The organism is Limnohabitans sp. JirII-31, from assembly GCF_002778315.1.
Taxonomy (GTDB): Bacteria; Pseudomonadota; Gammaproteobacteria; order Burkholderiales; family Burkholderiaceae_C; genus Limnohabitans.
Genome location: NZ_NESA01000001.1, coordinates 516707 through 539431, shown reverse-complemented (window position 1 = coordinate 539431; position 22725 = coordinate 516707). Strand labels below are relative to the sequence as shown.

At 55.2% G+C, this 22725-nt stretch carries 21 protein-coding genes; 10 read left to right on the top strand and 11 right to left on the bottom strand.

Annotated features, from left to right (window positions below; all coding sequences use genetic code 11):
• Nucleotides 1-119 precede the first annotated feature (119 nt).
• From pssA to B9Z41_RS02595, 4 genes are all read right to left on the bottom strand, one after another.
• Complete coding sequence (gene pssA, locus B9Z41_RS02610) at nucleotides 120-923, bottom strand: CDP-diacylglycerol--serine O-phosphatidyltransferase (protein ID WP_100144678.1); 804 nt, start codon at nucleotides 921-923, stop codon at nucleotides 120-122.
• A 103-nt stretch (nucleotides 924-1026) separates the two neighbouring features.
• Nucleotides 1027-2043: a ketol-acid reductoisomerase gene (gene ilvC / locus B9Z41_RS02605; RefSeq protein ID WP_100144676.1), complete on the bottom strand. Its 1017-nt coding sequence runs from the start codon at nucleotides 2041-2043 to the stop codon at nucleotides 1027-1029.
• 35 nt (nucleotides 2044-2078) lie between these two features.
• Nucleotides 2079-2570, bottom strand: coding sequence for an acetolactate synthase small subunit (gene ilvN / locus B9Z41_RS02600; protein WP_100144674.1), 492 nt, complete (start codon nucleotides 2568-2570; stop codon nucleotides 2079-2081).
• Nucleotides 2571-2586: 16 nt separating this feature from the next.
• Complete coding sequence (locus tag B9Z41_RS02595; RefSeq protein WP_100145112.1) at nucleotides 2587-4359, bottom strand: acetolactate synthase 3 catalytic subunit; 1773 nt, start codon at nucleotides 4357-4359, stop codon at nucleotides 2587-2589.
• 257 nt (nucleotides 4360-4616) lie between these two features.
• On the opposite strand from B9Z41_RS02595, the gene B9Z41_RS02590 reads away from it, so the two are divergent.
• The 6 genes from B9Z41_RS02590 to B9Z41_RS02565 are packed head-to-tail and all read left to right on the top strand — an operon-like array spanning nucleotide 4617 to nucleotide 7810.
• Nucleotides 4617-5183, top strand: a complete 567-nt coding sequence (locus B9Z41_RS02590; protein ID WP_100144672.1) for an RNA polymerase sigma factor — start codon at nucleotides 4617-4619, stop codon at nucleotides 5181-5183.
• A complete protein-coding gene (locus B9Z41_RS02585; protein ID WP_100144670.1) occupies nucleotides 5180-5623 on the top strand; it encodes a DUF3619 family protein in 444 nt (147 codons plus the stop codon). The genes B9Z41_RS02590 and B9Z41_RS02585 overlap by 4 nt, the downstream gene beginning before the upstream one ends.
• Before the next feature lie 22 nt (nucleotides 5624-5645).
• Entirely contained in the window at nucleotides 5646-6314 is a 669-nt protein-coding gene (locus B9Z41_RS02580; protein WP_100144668.1) for a DUF3106 domain-containing protein, read from the top strand.
• Nucleotides 6311-6829: an RDD family protein gene (locus B9Z41_RS02575; RefSeq protein ID WP_233202471.1), complete on the top strand. Its 519-nt coding sequence runs from the start codon at nucleotides 6311-6313 to the stop codon at nucleotides 6827-6829. The genes B9Z41_RS02580 and B9Z41_RS02575 overlap by 4 nt, the downstream gene beginning before the upstream one ends.
• A 10-nt stretch (nucleotides 6830-6839) precedes the next feature.
• Complete coding sequence (locus tag B9Z41_RS02570; protein ID WP_100144664.1) at nucleotides 6840-7223, top strand: diacylglycerol kinase; 384 nt, start codon at nucleotides 6840-6842, stop codon at nucleotides 7221-7223.
• A complete protein-coding gene (locus B9Z41_RS02565; protein ID WP_100144662.1) occupies nucleotides 7220-7810 on the top strand; it encodes a TIGR00730 family Rossman fold protein in 591 nt (196 codons plus the stop codon). Before B9Z41_RS02570 ends, B9Z41_RS02565 begins: the two co-directional genes overlap by 4 nt.
• Nucleotide 7811: 1 nt before the next feature.
• On the opposite strand, the gene B9Z41_RS02560 is transcribed toward B9Z41_RS02565, so the two are convergent.
• Together B9Z41_RS02560 and B9Z41_RS02555 are read right to left on the bottom strand one after the other, a co-directional pair.
• Nucleotides 7812-8150 (bottom strand): P-II family nitrogen regulator, encoded by a 339-nt coding sequence (locus B9Z41_RS02560; protein WP_100144660.1) that lies wholly within the window; start codon nucleotides 8148-8150, stop codon nucleotides 7812-7814.
• 35 nt (nucleotides 8151-8185) lie between these two features.
• Nucleotides 8186-9847 carry an NAD+ synthase gene (locus B9Z41_RS02555; RefSeq protein ID WP_100144658.1) on the bottom strand — a complete coding sequence of 554 codons (1662 nt, stop codon included), beginning with the start codon at nucleotides 9845-9847 and terminating at the stop codon, nucleotides 8186-8188.
• Between B9Z41_RS02555 and B9Z41_RS02550 the strand changes: the two genes are divergently transcribed.
• Nucleotides 9846-11042 (top strand): GNAT family N-acetyltransferase, encoded by a 1197-nt coding sequence (locus tag B9Z41_RS02550; protein ID WP_100144656.1) that lies wholly within the window; start codon nucleotides 9846-9848, stop codon nucleotides 11040-11042. The two genes, B9Z41_RS02555 and B9Z41_RS02550, sit on opposite strands and share 2 nt — an antisense overlap.
• Before the next feature lie 2 nt (nucleotides 11043-11044).
• Here the strand turns inward: B9Z41_RS02550 and B9Z41_RS02545 are convergent, their stop codons facing one another.
• On the bottom strand, nucleotides 11045-11692 hold the full coding sequence (locus tag B9Z41_RS02545) for a DsbA family protein (protein WP_100144654.1): 648 nt from the start codon (nucleotides 11690-11692) through the stop codon (nucleotides 11045-11047).
• 68 nt (nucleotides 11693-11760) lie between these two features.
• Here B9Z41_RS02545 and trxA point away from each other — a divergent pair, with 68 nt between their 5' ends.
• Together trxA and rho are read left to right on the top strand one after the other, a co-directional pair.
• A complete protein-coding gene (gene trxA, locus B9Z41_RS02540; RefSeq protein WP_100144652.1) occupies nucleotides 11761-12093 on the top strand; it encodes a thioredoxin TrxA in 333 nt (110 codons plus the stop codon).
• 211 nt (nucleotides 12094-12304) lie between these two features.
• Entirely contained in the window at nucleotides 12305-13567 is a 1263-nt protein-coding gene (gene rho / locus B9Z41_RS02535) for a transcription termination factor Rho (RefSeq protein ID WP_100144649.1), read from the top strand.
• 81 nt (nucleotides 13568-13648) lie between these two features.
• On the opposite strand, the gene B9Z41_RS02530 is transcribed toward rho, so the two are convergent.
• The 4 genes from B9Z41_RS02530 to B9Z41_RS02515 all read right to left on the bottom strand — a co-directional run bounded on the left by B9Z41_RS02530 (nucleotide 13649) and on the right by B9Z41_RS02515 (nucleotide 19083).
• A complete protein-coding gene (locus B9Z41_RS02530) occupies nucleotides 13649-14602 on the bottom strand; it encodes an alpha-E domain-containing protein (RefSeq protein ID WP_100144647.1) in 954 nt (317 codons plus the stop codon).
• Nucleotides 14603-14604: 2 nt separating this feature from the next.
• Complete coding sequence (locus B9Z41_RS02525) at nucleotides 14605-16050, bottom strand: circularly permuted type 2 ATP-grasp protein (protein WP_100144645.1); 1446 nt, start codon at nucleotides 16048-16050, stop codon at nucleotides 14605-14607.
• Nucleotides 16051-16098: 48 nt separating this feature from the next.
• Nucleotides 16099-18438: a DNA internalization-related competence protein ComEC/Rec2 gene (locus B9Z41_RS02520; RefSeq protein WP_100145110.1), complete on the bottom strand. Its 2340-nt coding sequence runs from the start codon at nucleotides 18436-18438 to the stop codon at nucleotides 16099-16101.
• Nucleotides 18439-18657: 219 nt separating this feature from the next.
• Complete coding sequence (locus B9Z41_RS02515; protein ID WP_100144643.1) at nucleotides 18658-19083, bottom strand: surface-adhesin E family protein; 426 nt, start codon at nucleotides 19081-19083, stop codon at nucleotides 18658-18660.
• A gap of 86 nt (nucleotides 19084-19169) precedes the next feature.
• Here B9Z41_RS02515 and B9Z41_RS02510 point away from each other — a divergent pair, with 86 nt between their 5' ends.
• Entirely contained in the window at nucleotides 19170-22700 is a 3531-nt protein-coding gene (locus tag B9Z41_RS02510) for a DUF2126 domain-containing protein (RefSeq protein WP_100144641.1), read from the top strand.
• Nucleotides 22701-22725: the final 25 nt, after the last annotated feature.

Here is a 22725-nt window from a genome sequence, read left to right as displayed (position 1 = left end):
TTTGGGTTCGCGCGTGCGCTACCAACTCCGCCCGTTGGGGGTTAGCAGTCGTAGGGCCAGCGAAAAATTTTGCATGTATTGAATTTAGCACAAAAAAGAATTGTTCAGTCGCGACCCTGTCACTTGTGCAGACCTTGCTCATCAGGCTCGTCGGTGGATGTGCTGATGACGCTGGTTTGCAAGCCCTTGGTACGACGCCATGCGTACAAGGCGTAACCACTCAAACCGTACAACATGAACAATGCGAACAACACTATCGGCGGATGGATATTGATCACGGCGATGACCAGCGCCAACAACACAATCACTGCAAACGGAACACTACGCTTCATCTGAACATCTTTGAAGCTGTAAAAGGGCACGTTCGTGACCATGGTCAAGCCGGAATACAAACACATCACAAACATAGGCCACACCACGTCAGCCCCCTGATATCCCATGTCGTTCATTAACCATATGAAGCCCATCACCAGCGCAGCGGCAGCAGGTGATGGCAAACCCTGGAAAAAGCGACGATCAACAACGGCTGTGTTGACATTGAAGCGTGCCAGGCGCAACGCGGCGCATGAAATGTAGACAAACGCGGCCACCCACCCCCAACGGCCTACCCCTTTGAGGGCCCATTCGTAAGAAATCAATGCGGGTGCCGCGCCAAATGAAACCATGTCTGCCAACGAGTCCATTTGTTCGCCAAACGCGCTCTGTGTATTGGTCATGCGCGCCACCCGACCATCCAAGCTGTCGAGCACCATGGCACAAAAAACACCGATGGCAGCCATTTCAAAATGGTTATTCATCGCCATCACGATGGCATAGAAACCACCAAACAAGGCGGCTAACGTGAATAGATTGGGCAACACATAAATGCCCTTACTGGGTTTGCGAGGCACGTATTCCTCTGCGTGATCGTGTAAGTCCGACATAGGTCTGGCTCCGAAAAGTAGACGTTGAGTGTAAAGGCTGGCACTGCCCAGCAAGAACAACAAAGGCCACCGAGGTGGCCTTTGTTGTTGAGGAACGAAAAGATCAGTTGCGGGTCTGATCGACCAGCTTGTTCTTGGCGATCCAAGGCATCATGGCGCGCAGTTGGCTACCGACCACCTCGATTTGATGGTCGGCTGTGTTGCGGCGGCGTGCGGTCATGCTTGGATAGTTCAAGCGGCCTTCTTGAATGAACATCTTGGCATAGTCACCGTTTTGAATGCGCTTCAAAGCGTGACGCATGGCTTTGCGTGACTCTTCGTTGATCACTTCAGGGCCCGTCACGTACTCACCGAATTCGGCGTTGTTCGAGATGGAGTAGTTCATGTTGGCGATACCGCCCTCATAAATCAAATCAACGATCAACTTCAATTCGTGCAAGCACTCAAAGTAGGCCATCTCAGGCGCATAGCCAGCTTCAACCAAAGTCTCAAAACCCATCTTCAACAACTCAACCGCACCACCGCACAACACGGCTTGCTCACCAAACAAGTCAGTTTCGGTTTCTTCTTTGAAGTTGGTCTCAATGATGCCGGCCTTGCCACCACCGTTAGCCATGGCGTAGCTCAAAGCCAAATCACGGGCTTTTCCGCTTTTGTCTTGATGCACAGCCACCAAATGCGGAACACCGCCACCTTGTGTGTAGGTATTACGCACGGTGTGGCCGGGCGCCTTTGGAGCCACCATCCAAACATCCAAGTCAGCACGTGGCATCACTTGGTTGTAGTGGACGTTAAAGCCGTGGGCAAATGCCAGCGAAGCACCTTGTTTGATGTTGGGAGCAACGTTGTTGGTGTAGACCTCGCCGATTTGCTCGTCAGGCAACAAGATCATCACCACGTCAGCGGCTTTGACTGCATCGTTGACTTCCATCACGGTCAAGCCGGCTTTGCCAACTTTGTCCCATGAAGCGCCACCTTTGCGCAAGCCAACAACGACTTTGACGCCGCTGTCATTCAAATTTTGTGCATGGGCATGTCCTTGGGAACCGTAACCAATGATGGCTACAGTTTTGCCTTTGATCAGGCTCAGGTCACAGTCTTTGTCGTAATAAACCTTCATGGTCTCTCCTAAAAAATTTTTGGAATGGTTAGAAATCAAACACGCAAAATGCGTTCACCGCGGCCAATGCCGCACGCACCTGTACGAACAGTTTCAAGAATTGCACTGCGGTCAATGCCTTCCAAGAATGCATCGTTCTTGGATTGATCACCCGTCAACTCAATGGTGTAGCTCTTCTCCGTCACATCAATGATGCGACCGCGAAAGATGTCAGCCATGCGCTTCATTTCTTCGCGCTCTTTGCCTACCGCACGCACTTTGACCAACATCAGCTCTCGCTCGGTATAAGCACCTTCGGTCAGGTCTACGACCTTGACCACTTCAATCAGGCGGTTCAAGTGCTTGGTGATTTGCTCGATCACATCGTCTGAACCATGGGTCTGGATGGTCATGCGAGACAGGCTGGCGTCTTCCGTGGGTGCCACGGTCAGGGATTCAATGTTGTAGCCACGTGCCGAGAACAAACCGACCACGCGCGACAAAGCACCGGGTTCGTTTTCGAGCATCAGGGAAATGATGTGTTTCATGTCTTTTTCTCCCTGATCACAGGTCTTCGCTGCCAAGCAGCATTTCGGTAATGCCTTTGCCAGCTTGAACCATTGGAAACACGTTTTCAGTGGGGTCTGTTCTGAAGTCCATGAACACCGTGCGATCCTTGAGTTTGCGCGCTTCGCGCAAAGCTGGTTCAACATCTTCGGGGCGCTCTATCAGCATTCCCACATGGCCATAAGCCTCTGCCAGCTTGACAAAATCAGGCAAGGCGTCCATGTAGCTGCTGCTGTAGCGACCAGAGTATTCAATTTCTTGCCACTGACGCACCATCCCCAAATAGCGGTTGTTTAGCGCCATGATCTTGATCGGGGTGTTGTATTGCAGGCAGGTCGATAACTCCTGAATGCACATCTGCACCGAACCTTCACCCGTGACACAAAACACCTCGCTATCGGGCTTGGCAAGCTTGATACCCATCGCGTATGGAATGCCCACACCCATCGTGCCCAACCCACCTGAGTTGATCCAACGACGTGGCTCATCAAACCCATAATATTGCGCAGCCCACATTTGATGTTGCCCAACATCGGAGGTAATGTAGGTGTCTGTTCCCTTGGTCATGCGATGCAAGGTTTCAATCACGTACTGGGGTTTGATGACACTGGTGTTGGTGCGGTCGTACTTCAAACAATCACGTTTGCGCCAACCATCAATGGTTTCCCACCATGCGCCCAACGCATTCCCATCGGGTTTGAGACCCGACTCTTTGACCATCTCAATCATCTCGGTCAACACGTCTTTGACATCCCCAACAATAGGAATGTCGACTTTGACACGTTTGGAAATGCTGGATGGATCAATGTCGATATGGATAATCTTTCGCTCGTTTTGAGCAAAGTGCTTTGGATTGCCAATCACACGGTCATCAAAACGTGCGCCAACAGCCAACAAGACATCGCAATGCTGCATGGCATTGTTGGCCTCGATGGTGCCGTGCATTCCCAACATACCCAGGAACTTGGGATCACTGGCCGGATAAGCCCCCAAACCCATCAATGTATTGGTACATGGGTAACCCAACATATCGACCAAGCTGCGCAACTCTGCCGAAGCATTGCTCAGCAACACGCCACCACCGGTGTAGATGTAGGGCCGCTTGGCGGCCATCAACAATTGCAAGGCCTTGCGGATTTGCCCGCCATGGCCTTTACGCACAGGGTTATAGGAGCGCATTTGCACATCCGCCGGATACCCTTCATACGTCGTTTTCTTGAACGAGACATCCTTAGGAATATCCACCACCACGGGGCCTGGTCGGCCGCTGCGTGCAATGTGGAAGGCCTTTTTCAGGGTAACGGCCAAATCGCGAACATCTTTGACAAGAAAGTTGTGTTTCACGATTGGGCGTGTGATGCCCACGGTATCGCACTCTTGGAAGGCATCCAAGCCAATCGCCGCGGTGGGCACTTGACCGGTGATGATCACCATGGGGATGCTGTCCATGTAGGCTGTTGCAATACCTGTCACAGCATTGGTCACACCGGGTCCAGACGTTACCAGTGCAACACCGACCTCCCCGGTTGCACGCGCGTAGCCATCCGCGGCATGCACGGCGGCCTGCTCATGCCGCACCAACACGTGCTGCATGGTGTCTTGTTTGTACAAGGCGTCGTAAATATAGAGAACTGACCCACCTGGGTAACCCCAGATGTACTGAACGTTTTCAGCTTGAAGTGCCTTCACAAGGATTTCGGCACCCATCAATTCGTGAGATTTCCCGTCTGCAATAGCGGGAAAATTTGCTTGCGCGTTTTTGATTTCCATGATCAACCTTAGTGAATTTCGTCAACGAAAAACCCGGGGTGCTTCTTCGCCCACCCTTGTGGGGTAGCGTCGAAACTTTGGACCATCAGCCATGAGCGCCTATGAGTGTTCGCGCCGAACTGAGACCCGTTTGCCTTATTTTTGTCGAATTGCAACCTTCGATTATGGCATCAAGCAAGGGCCAAGCCGAACAGCATGGGTCAATTATCCGCACGTGAATGCCATAATCGCGGCTCATTCATTCATCCTGCGCGCTAGTGGCTTCAGAAAAAGAACTCTCAGACTTTCTGCAAAGTGTTGAAAAACGGGCCTTCAAGAGGTCGGTTTACCACGTGCGGGACGATGAGGCCGCACTGGACATCGTTCAAGACAGCATGATGAAACTGGCTGAGCACTACGGCGACAAGCCAGCCAGTGAACTCCCCATGTTGTTTCAGCGCATTCTCTCCAACACCACGTTGGATTGGTTTCGACGTAACAAAACCCGCCGTGCGCTGTTTAGCAACTTTAGCGACTTTGACTCAGGTAAAGAAGACGGTGATTTCGATTTATTGGAGTCTTTGAGTACCGAAAACGACTCGCAATTGACTCAAAGCGCCGAAGACAATTTCGCCAGCACGGCCAATGTGCGAGAAATAGAAGAAGAAATACAAAATCTCCCAGCACGTCAACGGGAAGCCTTCCTACTGCGTTACTGGGAGGACTTAGACGTTTCTGAGACGGCTACTGCCATGGGTTGTTCAGAGGGCAGTGTGAAAACGCACTGTTCTCGTGCTATCCAATCCCTCAGCAAAGCACTCACCGCCAAAGGGCTACGACCATGACCACATCTACAACAACCCCTCATTCACAAGACCAATTTGGGTTTGCCGTCGCCGCTCGACTGGATGCGGCGAGCATGGATCTGCCCCATGACATCACAGAACGACTGCGAGCGGCCAGAACCCGTGCAGTGGCTGCTCGTTTGACCACGCAAAGTCGTCTACAAACCAGCCAGCAAGTGACCGTTCAAGGCGGCGTTGGCATGCTCCATTTTGGCGATGAAGGACTCAATTTATGGAGTCGCCTGGCTGCTTTGCTGCCACTGATCGCCTTGATTGCAGGTTTGGCGCTGATTCAAAATATTTTGGACGACAACCGCGCGAGTGAGTTGGCTGAGGTTGACTCTGCCATGCTCAGTGACGATCTGCCTCCCACGGCCTATGCCGATCCGGGCTTTCTTCAGTTCTTAAAGACGCCGCTCACGACCGAGCGGCAAGAATAACGTCACCTACGAGCCGTATCGCATGCGTTTCATCACCAAAACCACGCTCTTACTAACCGCACAGTTACTGGCGATGTTTGTGGTGACGTACGGTCATTGGACTGTCCAGGCACAGACAACCAACACGCAAACAGCAACCTCGAATGCCAGTGCACGGCCTCTTTGGCACGATTTGACAGCGGCACAACAACAAGCGTTGACACCACTGGCGCAACTGTGGCCCACCATGACCGAGCCGCATAAACGCAAGTGGCTGGCGATCTCTCAAAATTTCGCGCAACTCTCCAGCGATGAAAAATCCATCGTCCAAGGACGCATGCGCGAGTGGGCCGCACTCAGCCCCCAGCAACGCACCCTGGCACGCTTGAATTTCGCAGACGTCAAACAGTTACCACAAGACGAAAAGCGCACCAAGTGGGAGGCCTACCAAGCCTTGAGCCCGGAAGCCAAACAAAAACTGGCAACCCAACAACCCAACGCCACATTGGGTGCGGCACCAGCCGTCAGACCTATTTCTGCAAACAAACTGGCAGCGCCTCCCACCACGGGCTCAAGCACCAAGCCCCTGCCCCGCATCGACACCCAACAAGCAGCCCCCACAACGCTGCTGCCTCCACTGCCAAGTACTGCAGCGGCAACATCAAGCACGCCCTCAAATAACCCACCCGACAGTTCGGTCACCGCGCAATGAGCGAGTCAACCGAGTTCATCGACCGTGGGTCGATGCAAGCCCCTCGTCTTTTACGACGCATGGCCTGTTGGCTTTACGAAGGTTTGTTGCTGTTTGGTGTCGTTTTCATTTCGGGTTATTTATTCAGCACCTTGAGCCAGACACGGCATGCCTTGGACAACCGCCATGGATTGCAGGCATTCTTGTTTTTGATCTTTGCAATCTACTTCACGTGGTTTGGACACAAAGGCCAAACCTTGGCGATGAAAACCTGGCACATCCGCCTGATCAGTGCATCAGGAAATCCTGTCACGCAAACACGCGCCTTATGCCGTTATGTGCTGAGCTGGATCTGGTTCTTGCCACCGTTGGCAGTCGTTGCTCCTTATGAGCTCACAGGTTCAGAAACTTTGGTCATTTGCGTCGGCTGGATCATGGTGTGGGCATTGACCAGCCGCTTTCAAGCACAAGGCCAGTTTTGGCATGACATCTGGGCAGGCACACGTTTGGTCAACGAGCCCCCCGCGAGCCGTTAAAGTCTCGCCCATGGAAGAAAGTAATCCGCAGAAAAATAGAACCGGACTGAATCGTGTCTGGCACGCTTTGGGCTACTCGCTCAGCGGCTTACGTGCAGCTTGGCATGAGAAAGCCTTTCAGCAAGAAGCCTTGGCATCCTTCCTCTTAATTCCTTTGGCTTTTTGGCTGGGGCAGTCATGGGTAGAAACAACGCTGCTCGTTGGCACCGTGATCTTGGTCATGGTGGTGGAATTGCTCAATACAGGCATTGAGTCGGCCATTGATCGCATGGGGCCCGAATGGCATGAACTCTCAAAACGTGCCAAAGACATGGGCAGCGCCGCCGTCTTGCTCAGCTTGTTACTGTGCAGCGGCGTTTGGGCTGCAGCCCTCTACACACACTTTTTCAAATGACATCCTCCCCTGCTTTTTCCGTCTGTGTTTACTGTGGTTCACGCGCTGGCGTGGTACCGGCTTACGCACAGGTAGCCAAGGAAGTTGGTCACTGGATTGGGCGTCATCAAGGCCAGTTGGTGTATGGCGGGGGGAACAATGGCTTGATGGGTTTGGTAGCACAAGCAACCGCAGATGCCGGCGGGCGGGTAGTCGGCATCATTCCCAAAGCACTACAAAGCAAAGAGAACACACGCACGGCCTGCACAGAACTTCATGTGGTCGACACCATGCATGAACGCAAACACATGATGGCTGAACGTGCTGATGTCTTCTTAGCCTTACCCGGTGGGATTGGCACTTTCGAAGAATTCTTTGAAGTCTGGACTTGGCGGCAGTTGGGCTACCACGACAAGCCCGTTGGATTGCTCAACACCGAAGGCTATTACGACGGCTTATTGCAATTCGCCAGCAACAGCGTCACACAAGGCTTTTTGAGTGATTGGCAAATGGATTTGATTCGTACCGGTACGGTGGCAAGCGAACTACTGCGCGAGCTGGTGCAAGCTGCTGGCTTCGCCCCCGAAGCCAAACTCGCAGCGCTTTGAATTAAATCGCGGTTTCGTCGAGTTCGCCCGTGCGAATACGCACCACGCGTTCAACCGAAGTGATGAAGATCTTGCCGTCGCCAATCTTGCCGGTGCGCGCAGCACGCACGATCGCATCCACACACAGATCAACATCGGTGGACTTCACCACCACCTCAACCTTGACCTTGGGTAAAAAGTCCACCACATACTCCGCGCCGCGGTACAACTCGGTATGTCCTTTTTGACGCCCGAAGCCTTTGACTTCGGTCACCGTCAAACCTGTCACGCCACACTCGGCCAAAGCTTCGCGGACTTCTTCAAGTTTGAATGGTTTGATAACGGCAGTAATTTGCTTCATGGTCAGTCCTTGGAGATTCGAGAAACAGCGTGCGCTCAGGCGCGAAACTTATTGGTAATAGGATAACGCCAATCTTTACCGAAACTGCGGTGCGTCACGCGAATGCCGACTGGCGATTGACGACGTTTGTATTCGTTCAGGCGGATCAAGCGTGTCACCTTGTCCACATCGGAGGCAGCAAAACCTGCGGCCACAATGTCGGCTGAGCTTTGGTCGTTTTCCATAAACCGCGAGACGATCTCGTCCAACACCTCGTAGGGCGGCAGGCTGTCCTGGTCTTTTTGGTCGGGGCGTAGCTCGGCACTCGGTGGACGTGTGATGATGCGCTCAGGAATAGGTTGAACGCCTGTTCCGTATGGATCGTTTGCATTGCGCCACCGAGCGAGCTTAAACACCAAAGTTTTGGCCACATCTTTGATGACGGCAAAACCACCCGCCATATCACCGTACAGCGTGCAATAACCCGTGGCCATCTCACTCTTATTGCCCGTGGTCAACACGATAGAACCAAATTTATTGGACAACGCCATCAACAAGGTACCGCGAATACGTGCTTGGATATTTTCTTCCGTCGCATCAAGGCTTGTGCCTTTAAAGTCGGCTTGGAGTGAACTCAAAAATGCTTCAAACTCCGGCACGATCGACAGCTCGTCGTATCGCACCCCCAAGCGATGCGCCATATCGCGCGCGTCCACCCAGCTGATCTCGGCGGTATAAGGAGACGGCATCATCACAGCGCGTACTTTGTCGGCCCCGAGGGCGTCAACTGCAATCGCCAACACCAAAGCCGAATCGATACCGCCTGAGAGGCCCAACAACGCTCCCGGAAAACCGTTCTTGCCCACATAGTCGCGCACCCCCAAAACCAGGGCGTGCCACAAGTCAGACTCGAACGAACCTTCTGCGGCAACCGGGCCATCAAGACGCAAAGGCTCACCGGCTGATGCCGTCAACACCATATGCTCTTCGTTAAAACTTTTGCCACGTGCCGCTACGCCCCCATCGGCATTCAAGGCGAACGAGCGTCCCTCGAACACCACCTCATCTTGGCCACCCACCAAATGGGCATACACCAAAGGCAAACCTGTGGCTTGCACACGCACACGCATGGCCTGCTCACGTTCATCGCCTTTGCCCACATGGAAAGGTGAAGCATTGATCACCGCCAACAACTCTGCCCCGGCAGCCTTGGCGTCTAGGGCAGGTGCCTCAAACCAAGCGTCTTCGCAAATCAGCAGTCCAACGCTAACACCCTCCACCTCAAACACACAAACCTCTTTGCCCGGTGTGAAGTAACGCCGTTCATCAAACACTTGGTAATTGGGTAGTTCACGTTTGGCATAACGCGCCACCACGTGTCCCTCGCACACCACGCTTGCCATATTCAAACGCCGCTGCACTGACACCGAGCGGGTACGTTGGTCGTCGCCATGCGGATGCCCTACCACCACATGCAAGCCCTTTAACCCGGCCAATGCCTGGGACACCGTTTTCAAGGCATCATCACATGCAGCAATGAACGAAGGACGCAAAAACAAATCTTCTGCCGCATAGCCACACAGAGAGAGTTCTGGGGTCAGCACCAAACGCACACCCTGGGCGTAGGCATCTTGAGCACAGGCAATGATTTTTCGCGCATTCCCAGCCATGTCACCAACGACAAAATTTAACTGAGCGACACAGAGTTTGAGGTTCATGGAAATAGGCACACAGTCCACAGAAAACAGAGCAAAACAGCGCAGTGATTATGTCATTCGCGTGTTTGATAACCCGCTAGAGATCGCACAGCAAGACTGGGATGCGCTCTGTGCGCAACAAGACACGCCCTCGCCCTTCATGCAACACGCCTACTTGGCGGCACTGCACACCAGTGGTAGCGCCACACCAGACACGGGCTGGCACCCGCAATTCATCACCCTGTGGTTGGATGGCAACTTGGTCGCTGGCTGCGCCCTCTACCTCAAAGACCACTCTTACGGCGAATACGTCTTCGACTGGGCATGGGCCAAAGCTTATGCCGATCACGGACTGAACTACTACCCCAAAGCCCTGGCCGCAGTGCCCTTCACGCCAGTTCCTGGGTCACGCCTGTTAGCCAGCGATGCACTTGCCCGACTCGCCTTGCTGAAAGCGTGTGTGGCGCTCTGCCAAAGCCAACATCTGTCATCTTTACATTTACTCTTCACAAGCCCCGCTGACCGCACTGCATGTGGGTCACAGGGCTTGCTGCAACGCCAGACCGTGCAGTTTCATTGGCACAACCTAGGCTTTGCAAACTTTGATGCGTTCTTAACCAGTCTCAACCAAGAAAAACGCAAAAAGATCAAGCAAGAACGTCGTCGCGTCGCAGACGCAGGCGTCACATTTCGCAGCCTACAAGGCGCGGACATTCAAACTCAGGACTGGGATTTTTTCTACCAGTGTTATGAACGCACGTACCTCGAACATGGCAATGCCCCCTACCTCAGCCGTGAGTTCTTTGCCAGCATGCAGCGCGACATGCCCGACAACTGGCTGCTCTTTATCGCTGAGCGTGAGCAACGCCCCATTGCCAGCAGCTTGATCGCGCTGCAAGGTTTGGGTACTCCCGAAGCAGTGGCTTATGGGCGCTACTGGGGCGCACTCGAGCGTGTGGACTGCTTGCACTTTGAAGCCTGTTATTACCAGCCACTCAATTGGTGTATCGACCACGGTGTGGGTCGCTTTGAAGGCGGTGCCCAAGGCGAACACAAAATGGCACGCGCGCTCATGCCTGTCACGACTTACAGCGCCCATTGGTTGGCGCACCCTGCGTTCTCTGATGCCGTGGCAAGGTTCTTGGAGCGCGAAACAGCAGGTGTCGACGGTTACATGGAGCACTTGGCCGAGCGTTCGCCCTATCGGTCTGCCTAAGATCAGTCTTTCTCTTGCAGGGATTCGCGCATGGCTTGTAATAAGCTTTGGCTCTCATGCGCCCCCGACACACCTACACGGCCATTGAAGATGAAAAATGGCACACCACTCACCCCCATGTCACGCGCCTCTTTGTCGCACGCAGCCGTTTGTGCATGAACCGCCGAATCATGAATCGCTTGATAGGCCAGCTCGGGGTCTAAGCCTGCTGCATTGGCAATAGCCTGCAACTCATCGGGATTAGTCAAGTCACGCCCATCGATAAAGTAACTCTGAAACAAAGCCTCCACCATGCGTTCTTGTTCGGGGCCCGGTTCAGCCGCGGCAATCAAACTGTGCGGCACGATGGTATTGGGTTGACGCGCAATGCGGTCAAACTCAAACGCAATGCCTACCTCATGGCCGACACCTGTCACACGGTCATACACAGAGTCGGCACGGTCACCAAACTTAGTGCGCACATAGGTCTCTCGGTCAATGCCTTGTGGGCTCATCTCGGGGTTGAGCTGAAACGTGTGCCAGCGCACCTGAGGTAGCACATCCGGATATTCGGCGGCCCACAATGCCAGCGCCCCCTCCAAGCGACGCTTGCCCACAAAACACCAGGGACACACCACATCAGAGATCACATCAATGTTCAAAGTTTTCATGAGGTTACTTGCTTTCTGCCACAATGCCCCAACTGTAGCGTTATCGCCAACTTAGAGAGGGAATCACAATGGCTAGCGATCTGATCAAACACATCACCGACATCACCTTTGAAGCCGATGTCTTGCAAGCGGACAAGCCTGTGCTCGTCGACTACTGGGCAGAATGGTGCGGTCCTTGCAAAATGATCGCCCCCATCTTGGACGAAGTCTCTACTGCCTACGCTGGCAAACTCCAAATCGCCAAGATGAACGTCGATGAAAACCGTGACATCCCAGCTAAATTTGGCATCCGTGGCATTCCCACACTGATGTTGTTCAAAGGCGGCCAACTGGCAGCGACCAAAGTCGGGGCCATGAGCAAAGCACAACTGACGGCCTTTATCGATCAACAATTGGCCTGAATCCACGGCCTGATTTTCAAATCTGCCATATAAGCCCGCTGATTGCAAAAATCGCGGGCTTTTTTCCTGTCATAATCAATTCTGAACTAACCGTTCGCCCATGAGGTCAACGGATACCATCCCGGTCTCGAGTTCTGGTCTGTGAGGCACCTTCCGCCTACTTTTTGACCTCCCCCCAATTTATTTAACGAACTCCCCTTGGAGTCACCTGATGCATCTGAACGAACTCAAGGCACTGCACGTGTCTGAAGTGCTGAAACAAGCCGAAGAACTCGAAATCGAAAACACCGGCCGCATGCGCAAGCAAGAGCTGATGTTTGCCATCATCAAAAAACGCGCCCGCGCAGGTGAACAAGTATTTGCCGATGGCGTGCTTGAAATCTTGCCCGATGGCTTTGGCTTCTTGCGCAGCCCTGACACCAGCTACACCGCCAGCACCGACGACATTTACATCAGCCCGAGTCAGGTGCGTCGCTTCAACCTGCACACTGGCGACATGATCGAAGGTGAAGTGCGTATTCCTAAAGACGGCGAGCGCTACTTTGCACTGACCAAGCTTGACCAAGTCAACGGCGACTTGCCTGAGAACAACAAACACAAGGTCATGTTCGAGAACTTGACCCCTCTGTTCCCACGCGAGCAGATGAAGCTCGAACAAGAGATCAAAGGCGAAGAAAACATCACGGGTCGCATCATCGACATCATTGCGCCTATTGGCAAAGGTCAACGCGCGTTGTTGGTTGCTCCGCCCAAGAGCGGCAAAACCGTGATGATGCAGCACATCGCCCACGCCATCGCCGCCAACTACCCAGACAGCCACATGATGGTCCTGTTGGTAGATGAGCGCCCTGAAGAAGTGACCGAAATGCAGCGTTCAGTCAAAGCCGAGGTGATTGCCTCCACATTCGATGAGCCCGCTGCACGTCACGTGCACGTGGCCGAGATGGTGATTGAACGTGCCAAGCGTTTGGTTGAACTCAAAAAAGATGTGGTCATTTTGCTCGACTCCATCACCCGTCTGGCCCGCGCCTACAACAACGTCGTGCCCTCATCCGGCAAAGTGTTGACAGGCGGTGTCGACTCCAACGCTTTGCAGCGCCCCAAACGATTCTTTGGTGCAGCACGCAAGGTCGAAGAAGGTGGCTCACTCACCATCATTGCCACAGCCTTGATCGACACCGGCAGTCGCATGGACGAGGTGATCTTTGAAGAATTCAAAGGCACCGGCAACTGCGAAATCCATCTGGACCGTCGCTTGTACGAAAAGCGCGTGTTCCCAGCCATTCAACTTAACCGCAGCGGTACCCGTCGCGAAGAACTGCTGCTGGCTCCTGAGATCTTGCAAAAGACCCGCATCCTTCGTCAGTTCATGTACAACATGGACGAGATCGAGTCGATGGAGTTGATGTTGAAAAACATGAAGGCCACCAAATCGAACGTCGATTTCTTCGACCTGATGCGTCGCGGCGGCTAAAGCCACTCTCCCACAGAAAAAAGGGCGTATGCGGTCACACGCGTACGCCCTTTTTTCGTGCCGCCATCTAAGCACGAGTGTTCAGGTCGGTACCAAAAATTCCCGGCTGATGCTCGCACCGATGTCGTTCACTCGGTCCAAAAATTGGGTCAAGTAAGCATGCAGGCCATTGGCCAAGATCTCTTCAATCTTGCCGTACTGCAACTCTGCCAACAACTTGCCCGAACGACGGCGACTCTCAATGGCTGAGTCAGACGACACCATGGCCAAGTTACTCACCACCTCGTTCAAGCACGCATGCAAAGAGCGTGGCATGTCGGGGCGCAACACCAGCAACTCCGCCACGCGCTCGGGTTGAATCACATCGCGGTAGACCTTGCGGTAAATCTCAAAGCCAGACACGCTGCGCAAAATCGCACTCCAGTGGTAGAAGTCGTATTCTTGATCTTGTGCATTAGCAGCGCCAAAGAAATCGCTCTCGACCGCGTGAAACTTCACATCCACCAAACGTGCCGTGTTGTCAGCGCGTTCCAGGAATGTGCCCAAACGCATGAAGTGCAAGGCCTCGTCCATCAACATGGTGCCCACCGTCACGCCGCGCGACAGGTGCGAGCGAAATTTCACCCATTCGAAAAACTGACCAGGGTCACGCTCGAACTCGCCCTCTTTGATTTTGCGCAGCATCTCCAACCAGGTTTGGTTTTGTGTTTCCCACACCTCGGTGGTGAGGCTACCGCGCACTGCACGCGCGTTCTCACGCGCGGCTTTAAGACAAGAAATAATCGATGACGGGTTGTCCTCGTTTTTCACCATGAAAGCCATCACGTTTTCAGGTGTGATCTCGGCATACAAAGCCTCGTAGGCAGGCAACAACTCACTGATGGAGAGCAATCCCTGCCAACCCATTTGGGCCACAGCAGCCGATTGCGGCAACAGCGAGGTTTGGTAATTCACGTCCAACAAACGTGCAGTGTTTTCGGCCCGCTCGGTATAGCGGGACATCCAAAACAGGTGGTCAGCGGTGCGGCTCAGCATAGTTAAACCTCAAGAATCCATGTGTCTTTGGTGCCCCCGCCTTGCGACGAGTTCACCACCAGTGAGCCTTCTTTCAATGCCACGCGGGTCAAACCGCCAGGCACCATTTGCACGGTTTTTCCACTGAGCACGAAGGGGCGTAAATCGATGTGACGCGGCGCAATGCCACTCTCTACATAGGTCGGGCAGCTCGACAAGCTCAAGGTCGGCTGTGAAATGTAGCCATCGGGCTTGGCCATCAAAACGCGTCGAAAGTCTTCAATCTCAGCCTTGGTGGCTGCGGGCCCTACCAACATGCCATACCCGCCTGCGCCGTGCACTTCTTTCACCACCAATTCGCTCAAGTGATCGAGCGTGTATTGCAAGTCGTCTTTCTTACGGCATTGAAAAGTTGGCACATTGTTCAAGATGGGTTTCTCGCCCAAGTAGAACTCGATCATTTGCGGCACATAAGGGTAGATCGACTTGTCGTCAGCAATGCCTGTGCCTACGGCATTGCAAATGCTCACATGTCCGGCTCGGTACACATCCATCAAGCCTTCACAGCCCAAGGTCGATGTCGAGCGAAACACCTTGGGGTCCAAAAAGTCGTCGTCCACGCGCCGGTAAATCACATCCACCCGTTTGGGGCCGCGCGTGGTGCGCATGTACACGAAGTTGTCTTTCACAAACAGGTCTTGACCTTCAACCAACTCCACGCCCATTTGCTGCGCCAAAAACGCATGTTCAAAATAAGCGCTGTTGTACATGCCCGGTGTCAACACCACCACCGTGGGGTTGTCGGTGGTCGCAGGGCAACTGGCGCGCAAGGTCTCTAGCAACAAATCGGGGTAATGGGCCACAGGGGCCACACGGTGCTGACTGAACAACTCGGGAAACAGCCGCATCATCATCTTGCGGTCTTCCAACATATAGCTCACCCCACTGGGCACCCGCAGGTTATCTTCGAGCACGTAGTACTCGCCCTCACCTTGTGCATTAGGGGCTCGCACGATGTCGATACCACTGATGCTGGAATACACGTTGTGTGGCACATCCACCCCCATCATTTCGGGGCGAAACTGGGCGTTGTGGAGAATTTGCTCGGTCGGTATCACACCCGCCTTGAGGATCTCTTGCCCGTGGTAGATGTCATAGATGAAGCGGTTCAACGCGGTCACACGTTGCACCAGCCCCTTTTGCATGTCACGCCACTCATGGGCCGGAATCACACGCGGGATCAGGTCAAACGGAATCAGGCGCTCGGTGCCGGCACCTTCTTCGTCTTTGTCACCATACACCGCAAAGGTGATGCCCACGCGACGAAAAATCATCTCGGCTTCCTCACGGCGTCCGCGCATCGCCTGAGGGTCTTGCCGGCTTAACCAGTCCAAGTAGCTTTTGTAGTGGGGCCTGACCTGCTCCGGTATGTAGGGCAGCTGGGCATACATTTCATCGAACTTGTGCATCTTGGAACTCCTGCCCATACCTTAGCAAATTAAATGCCATATTTGAGACTATGGTAAATGGTGGTGCCAATAGCGTTGTTGCTGCTCACGCTCACAACGCACCAACATAGGGCCATCACTGTGCCAAGTTGACGCACCACAACGGGCGCTCTGCACCACGAGTACCCCTCGTGCGTCATAACGTGCCAGTACCTCAGGCCGTGGATGACCAAATCGGTTACGGTAACCCGACTGCACCACCGCCACCTGAGGCTGCACTACGCTCAAAAACTCAGCCGTCGAGGAGGTGGCACTGCCGTGATGTGGCACCAACAACCAGTCAGCTTGCAAACTTGAGGCTTGCTGGATCAACCGCATCTCCTGCGGCGCTTCAATATCCCCCACCAACAACGCAGAAGAACCGCTCGCGCTTTGCACACGCAACACACAACTCATGGCGTTGGGTTTGGCACGACGGGCATAGTCCTCTGGGTCCGGGTGCAAAACTTCAAACTGCACGTCATCCCAACGCCAATGCTGGCCACGCTCGCAGCGTTCCATAGGGTAAAGGGCTTGTAGGGGGTGACTTTCAGGCATAGACGTCCAGACCCGAGCCTGTGGCTGCATGGCCAACACAGACATCGCGCCACCGCTGTGATCGCTGTCTTGATGGCTGATGATCACCGCATCCAAGCGCTCCCCCAAGCTGCGCAACAGTGGCACCAACACACGCTGTCCGGCATCGGTTTCAGCCGAATAGCGCGGGCCGGTGTCGTACAACAAAGCGTGTGACGCTGTACGCAGCAGCACCGCATGGCCCTGCCCCATGTCTGCTGCAATCAACTCGAACGTACCTGGCTCAGGGCGAGGGGCTTGCCAAAACAACAGGGGTAACACCAAAGACACGCCCCCTAAGCGCATCCACCCCGGCAAACGCAGCGCCCACAGCCCCATGCCCAGCATGGCTGCCATCGCCACCCACCCAGGTGCCGCAGGAGCAGACCAGGTGGCCCAAGACCAAGCGGCCATCCAGCTCAGGCAAGCCATCAAGACTTGCAAAAACCAAACCGCCAGCGACCACAACGGGGCATACAGCAAGCCCAACAAACACAAAGGCGTCACCGCCAACGTCACCCAAGGTACAGCCACCAAGTTGGCCAACCAACCGACCACTGACACCTGATGAAACAGTAACAAGCTCAACGGAGCCAAGCAAACACTCATCAACCATTGTTCGCGCAGCACACCCAACACCCTTTGCCAAACACGCTGCCTCAGCGTTTCTGTCTCAACCCACGCTGGACTGCCAGAGGCAAACAGTACGCCCACGGCCACAAAACTCAACCAAAAACCAGCTTGCATCATGGCCCAAGGGTCCAACGCCAGCACCACCACACAGACCACGCCCCAAGTGTGCGGCCACGGCCAACGACGCCCCTGCCAGCGCAACAGGCTCACCGTCACCAGCATCCACACCGTGCGTTGCGCAGGAACACCCCAACCAGTAAAGAGCGCATAAGTCAACGCAACAGCACACCCAAAAAGCTGCGCCGCCTGTGGCGCGGGCAACCACAAGCTCCAGGGCTGGCGCGGTGACCATCGGTCACTATGCCGCCACAACACCCCCATGAACAAGGCCGCCATCCATGCCAAGCCCGTGATGTGCAAGCCAGAAATTGCCATCAAATGCGCCACGCCTGTGGCACGAAACACATCCCAATCGGCCCGTTCAATGGCCGCTTGATCGCCCACCAACAGCGCAGCAACAAGGCCTGCCATCTGTCGGTCACTGACCTGGGCATCGATCGACTCGCCCACCCCTTGTCGCGCACGCTCAATCCAATGTCTCTGCGTGCGGCCCAACCATTCAGGCGCGTTGTCTTTGTTGCCTGTGCGCACATAGCCTGTAGCTTGGAGGCTTTGTTCCCACAGCCATAACTCGTAGTCAAAGCCATGCGGGTTGATGTGCCCATGGGGTGCTTTGAGTCGCACATCAAAACGCCAACGGTCACCGGCACGTAAATCAGGCGGTGGTTGCGTCGTGCCTGCGGTTGCTATGCCCCAGGTGTTGTTGCCATACCAACCCAACAACAACCGCGGTGGCACCCCCACGGGTCCGTCTTCCACATCGAAGCGAAAACGCCAGCTGTCCCCCAGGCGCTGAGGCATGGCGGACACCACCCCCACCAGCGACAGCGTGCGCCCCTCCAAGTCTGGGGCCAGTGTTTGTTGCAGGTGGTGGGCTGCACGCCAACCCGATTGACCAAACGCCAACGCCAACGCGCCCACACAAAGCGCGCCTGCCAGCCAATGCCTCCGAGACGCTTGGGCAGAAGGCTTGATTCCTAAACAGGCGCACCAGAGCAGCAGCCCAGCCACACAGCAGCCGGCGTAACACCACCAGGCCATGAGGTCGCGTTCCTGTAATTGCCAAGCCGTGCCGACAAACCAACCCACGCAAAAGGGAGAAAGAAAAGAAAACACAGAGTGGACCTTGGGGCATCAAGGTCTCGTAATTTAGCCAAGCCATAAGGGCGCAGTACAAGGCGCGCTTACAAACTCACGTGCCCGCTCAAAAGACCGTTCTCTGGCCCCAAGCATGCGGCGTGGTAGTACTTGCGGCAAGCCTCAAGCCGCAGGCTTAGCGCTACAAATTTCTTTTTTCAATGCGGCCAAATAGGTGTTGGGGCGAATCGGTGCTTCGCGCAAGCGAAACTCAGGTGCATCCTCTGCCGCAACCTCTTTGCCCTTGCCCATGGGTTTTTCGAAATAGCTAACCGACAAGCGCACCACCATATCGGTTTTACAAAACATACGCCAACGTGTCATCACCGACTTGTAGCTCTCGCCGTTGGACGTCTTTTCGCCCTTGGGAAAGTCCACCAAAGTCCAGGCGTAACGCGACACATGCACTGGCATCACCGCATCTTTGTCGAAGTAATAGGCCACGTCTTCGTCTTTGGCAATTTCGCTCCACTCAGCAAAGGCCGTGTTCGAGCCACACAGCCCGAGAACCCAAACAGATAAAACAGCAATGAGATGGAATGTACGCATGTCTCCCGTATCGGCGGCTACACAAAAAGCTTGAGCGCACCAGCATGACGCAGCCTGCTTGGCGCATGTTTTGCTTTAATGGAGGTATGTCTATCCATGCTGCACTCCACCACGTCACCCATTACAGCTATGACAGGCTGGTAGAACTGGGCCCACAAGTCATCCGATTGCGACCTGCCCCGCATTGCCGCAGCCATGTGGTGTCGTACTCGCTCAAAGTAGAGCCCGCACACTTCATCAACTGGCAGCAAGACCCGTTTGCCAATTACCAGGCGCGCTTGGTTTTCCACGAAAAAACCACCGAATTCAAGGTCACCGTGGACCTGGTGGTAGAGATGGCGGTCTACAACCCGTTTGACTTCTTCCTTGAGCCCACCGCCGAAAAATTTCCTTTCAGCTACGACAAAGCTACGTCCCTGGAGCTGGCCCCCTACCTGGACAAGCTCCCCCTGACACCTCAATTTCAGGCCTACTGCCAGTCGGTTGACATGGAAGCGCTCCAACGCGACCCCATTCGCACCATCGACTTCTTGGTTCGAATCAACCAAAAACTGCATCAAGACGTCGATTACTTGATCCGTATGGAACCCGGCGTGCAAACGCCTGAAGAAACCCTCACCCTGGGCAGCGGCTCATGCCGTGACAGTGCTTGGCTGATGGTGCAGCTGTTGCGCCAATGCGGCTTGGCGGCCCGCTTTGTATCGGGGTACTTGATTCAGCTGGTGCCCGACGTCAAGTCACTCGATGGCCCCAGCGGCACCGAAGTCGACTTCACCGACTTACACGCTTGGTGCGAGGTCTACCTGCCCGGTGCTGGCTGGATTGGCTTAGACCCCACCTCCGGCCTGTTTGCGGGAGAAGGACACATTCCCTTGGCCTGCACGCCCCAACCTTCCAGTGCTGCGCCCATTGAAGGCTTGGTGGATGAAGCCGAGGTTGAGTTCAGCCATGAAATGACAGTCACTCGGGTGCTTGAGTCCCCCCGTGTGACCAAACCCTACACAGAAGACCAGTGGATGGAAGTGCTGGCCCTGGGTGACGAAGTGGACCGCCGCCTCACCGAGGGTGATGTGCGCCTGACCATGGGTGGCGAACCCACCTTTGTGGCCGTCAATGACCGTGACGCACCGGAATGGAATACCGACGCCCTGGGGCCCACCAAACGTGCATTTGCCACCGAATTGGTGCACAAGCTGCGCGACGAATACGGCCAAGGTGGCTTTCTGCACTTTGGCCAAGGCAAGTGGTATCCGGGTGAGCAATTGCCTCGCTGGGCCTTGGGCATTTACTGGCGTGCAGACGGTCAGCCCTGCTGGCACAACCCCGATTTGTTTGCCGACGAACGCGTGCCCAGCCACTACACCAGCGAGGACGCTGAAAAATTCACCCACACCTTGGCCCGCAAACTAGGGCTGGACGGTCAACACATCACCCCCGGTTTTGAAGACACCTGGTACTACCTCTGGCGCGAACGCCGCCTGCCCGGCAACGTCGATCCGTTTGACTCGCGTCTAGAAGACGAGATGGAGCGTGCCCGACTGCACCGAGTCTTTACCCAAGGACTCAAACAAGTCGTGGGCTATGTGCTCCCCCTCAAAGCCAACGAACCTGAGCTGCCTGGCCCGCGCTGGAGCAGTGGCTCTTGGTTCTTGCGCGACGAGCGCATGTACCTGGTGCCAGGTGACTCTCCCATGGGCTATCGACTGCCGCTGGACTCATTGCCTTGGGTCACCGCAGCCGACTACCCTTATCCCATCACGCAAGACCACTACGCCGAGCGTCAACCACTGCCGCATGCTGCGGCCTTGAAAGCACAGTACGCGCACCACGCCCGCTTCACCCACTACAACGCCCACGTGACGGGTGGCGGCTTTGCCGAGGGCGGCACCGTGGCATTGGGTGCCAACCACTATGCCGAGAACTTGGTTGCTGTCAAAGGCATGGCCCCTGCCGGCAGTGGCAAAGCCCCCCCTGTGCAAGGCACCATTGACCCCAACACTCCACCCACCAAATTTCAGTCGGCAGCGTGGATCACCCGCACCGCCATTTGCGTGGAAGTGCGCGACCCGGCTCGGGCCAACGGCCCCAACGTCGAATTGGCAGGCAAGGCAGGCAGCGCAGCGCAGAGCTTGATGTATGTCTTCATGCCGCCCTTGACGCGGTTGGAAGATTACTTGGAACTCCTCAGCGCTATCGAGGCCACCGCCCAAGAACTCAATATGCGCATCGTGCTGGAGGGCTATGGCCCACCGCGCGATCCACGCCTGAAAGTTTTGGCCGTCACACCCGACCCCGGCGTGATCGAGGTCAACATCCACCCGGCCCACAACTGGCAAGAAATCGTGGAGCACACCGAGTTCTTGTACCAAGCCTCTTTCGAGTCGCGTCTGTCTGCCGAAAAATTCATGACCGATGGCCGCCACACCGGCACAGGCGGCGGCAATCACGTGGTTATGGGGGGTGCCACGCCAGCTGACAGTCCGTTCTTGCGCAAACCCGAACTGCTGGCCAGTTTGATTTTGTATTGGCACAACCACCCGTCCCTGAGCTATTTGTTCAGCGGCATGTTCATTGGCCCCACCAGCCAGGCACCCCGCGTGGACGAAGCGCGCAACGACCAAATTTACGAACTCGAAATTGCGTTGACCGAAATCCGCAACAACCGCGCCAAATACGGCGTCGACTTGCCACCCTGGTTGGTCGACCGCAGCTTGCGCAATTTGCTGATTGACGTCACGGGCAACACCCACCGCTCAGAGTTTTGCATCGACAAGCTCTACTCACCCGACTCGTCCACCGGACGCTTGGGCTTGCTGGAGTTGCGTGCCTTTGAGATGCCCCCCCATGCCCGCATGAGCGTGGTGCAGCAGTTGCTGCTGCGCGCCCTGGTGGCTCGTTTTTGGGAGCAACCCTACGAAGCTCCGGCCACACGCTGGGGCACCGAGCTACACGACCGCTTCTTGCTGCCTCACTTTGTCAAAGCCGACTTTGACGATGTGCTCACCGAGCTGGGCGACACCGGGTTTCATTTCGACCCGGCGTGGTTTGCACCCCACTTTGAGTTCCGCTTCCCACGTGCGGGGGGGCTCAACACCTTGGGCATCTCCTTGACCCTGCGCAACGCCTTGGAACCTTGGCACGTCATGGGCGAAGAGGGGTCGAGCGGCGGCACTGTGCGCTATGTGGACTCGTCTCTTGAACGCATCGAAGTGCACGTCACCGGTTTGAACCCCAGCCGCCACACCGTCACCGTCAATGGCCGCGCCCTGCCCCTGCAACCCACCGGTACCGTGGGCGAATACGTGGCCGGTGTGCGCTACCGCGCATGGGCTCCGTCATCGGCCTTGCACCCGACCATTGGTGTGCATGTGCCACTGATTTTTGACATCGTGGACACCTGGATGAAACGGTCCGTGGGAGGTTGCCAATACCACGTGGCTCACCCAGGTGGGCTCAGTTACGAGACCTTGCCTGTCAATGCCAACGAGGCCGAAAGCCGTCGCCTGTCGCGCTTCTTCCCGCTTGGACACACACCCGGCAAACTCGACATTGGCCCTGCCACCGTGGGTGTCGCTGCCAGCAAAGAGTTTCCGTTCACGCTGGACTTGCGCCGATGAGCCTGCGCCGGTGAGACAATGTGTC

Excerpts from the sequence above, each read along its gene's own strand:
- pssA (WP_100144678.1), bottom strand. The coding sequence starts at position 923 with ATGTCGGACTTACACGATCACGCAGAGGAATACGTGCCTCGCAAACCC.
- ilvC (WP_100144676.1), bottom strand. The coding sequence starts at position 2,043 with ATGAAGGTTTATTACGACAAAGACTGTGACCTGAGCCTGATCAAAGGC.
- ilvN (WP_100144674.1), bottom strand. The coding sequence starts at position 2,570 with ATGAAACACATCATTTCCCTGATGCTCGAAAACGAACCCGGTGCTTTG.
- B9Z41_RS02595 (WP_100145112.1), bottom strand. The coding sequence starts at position 4,359 with ATGGAAATCAAAAACGCGCAAGCAAATTTTCCCGCTATTGCAGACGGG.
- B9Z41_RS02585 (WP_100144670.1), top strand. The coding sequence starts at position 5,180 with ATGACCACATCTACAACAACCCCTCATTCACAAGACCAATTTGGGTTT.
- B9Z41_RS02580 (WP_100144668.1), top strand. The coding sequence starts at position 5,646 with ATGCGTTTCATCACCAAAACCACGCTCTTACTAACCGCACAGTTACTG.
- B9Z41_RS02575 (WP_233202471.1), top strand. The coding sequence starts at position 6,311 with ATGAGCGAGTCAACCGAGTTCATCGACCGTGGGTCGATGCAAGCCCCT.
- B9Z41_RS02570 (WP_100144664.1), top strand. The coding sequence starts at position 6,840 with ATGGAAGAAAGTAATCCGCAGAAAAATAGAACCGGACTGAATCGTGTC.
- B9Z41_RS02565 (WP_100144662.1), top strand. The coding sequence starts at position 7,220 with ATGACATCCTCCCCTGCTTTTTCCGTCTGTGTTTACTGTGGTTCACGC.
- B9Z41_RS02560 (WP_100144660.1), bottom strand. The coding sequence starts at position 8,150 with ATGAAGCAAATTACTGCCGTTATCAAACCATTCAAACTTGAAGAAGTC.
- B9Z41_RS02550 (WP_100144656.1), top strand. The coding sequence starts at position 9,846 with ATGGAAATAGGCACACAGTCCACAGAAAACAGAGCAAAACAGCGCAGT.
- B9Z41_RS02555 (WP_100144658.1), bottom strand. The coding sequence starts at position 9,847 with ATGAACCTCAAACTCTGTGTCGCTCAGTTAAATTTTGTCGTTGGTGAC.
- B9Z41_RS02545 (WP_100144654.1), bottom strand. The coding sequence starts at position 11,692 with ATGAAAACTTTGAACATTGATGTGATCTCTGATGTGGTGTGTCCCTGG.
- trxA (WP_100144652.1), top strand. The coding sequence starts at position 11,761 with ATGGCTAGCGATCTGATCAAACACATCACCGACATCACCTTTGAAGCC.
- rho (WP_100144649.1), top strand. The coding sequence starts at position 12,305 with ATGCATCTGAACGAACTCAAGGCACTGCACGTGTCTGAAGTGCTGAAA.
- B9Z41_RS02530 (WP_100144647.1), bottom strand. The coding sequence starts at position 14,602 with ATGCTGAGCCGCACCGCTGACCACCTGTTTTGGATGTCCCGCTATACC.
- B9Z41_RS02525 (WP_100144645.1), bottom strand. The coding sequence starts at position 16,050 with ATGCACAAGTTCGATGAAATGTATGCCCAGCTGCCCTACATACCGGAG.
- B9Z41_RS02520 (WP_100145110.1), bottom strand. The coding sequence starts at position 18,438 with ATGGCCTGGTGGTGTTACGCCGGCTGCTGTGTGGCTGGGCTGCTGCTC.
- B9Z41_RS02515 (WP_100144643.1), bottom strand. The coding sequence starts at position 19,083 with ATGCGTACATTCCATCTCATTGCTGTTTTATCTGTTTGGGTTCTCGGG.
- B9Z41_RS02510 (WP_100144641.1), top strand. The coding sequence starts at position 19,170 with ATGTCTATCCATGCTGCACTCCACCACGTCACCCATTACAGCTATGAC.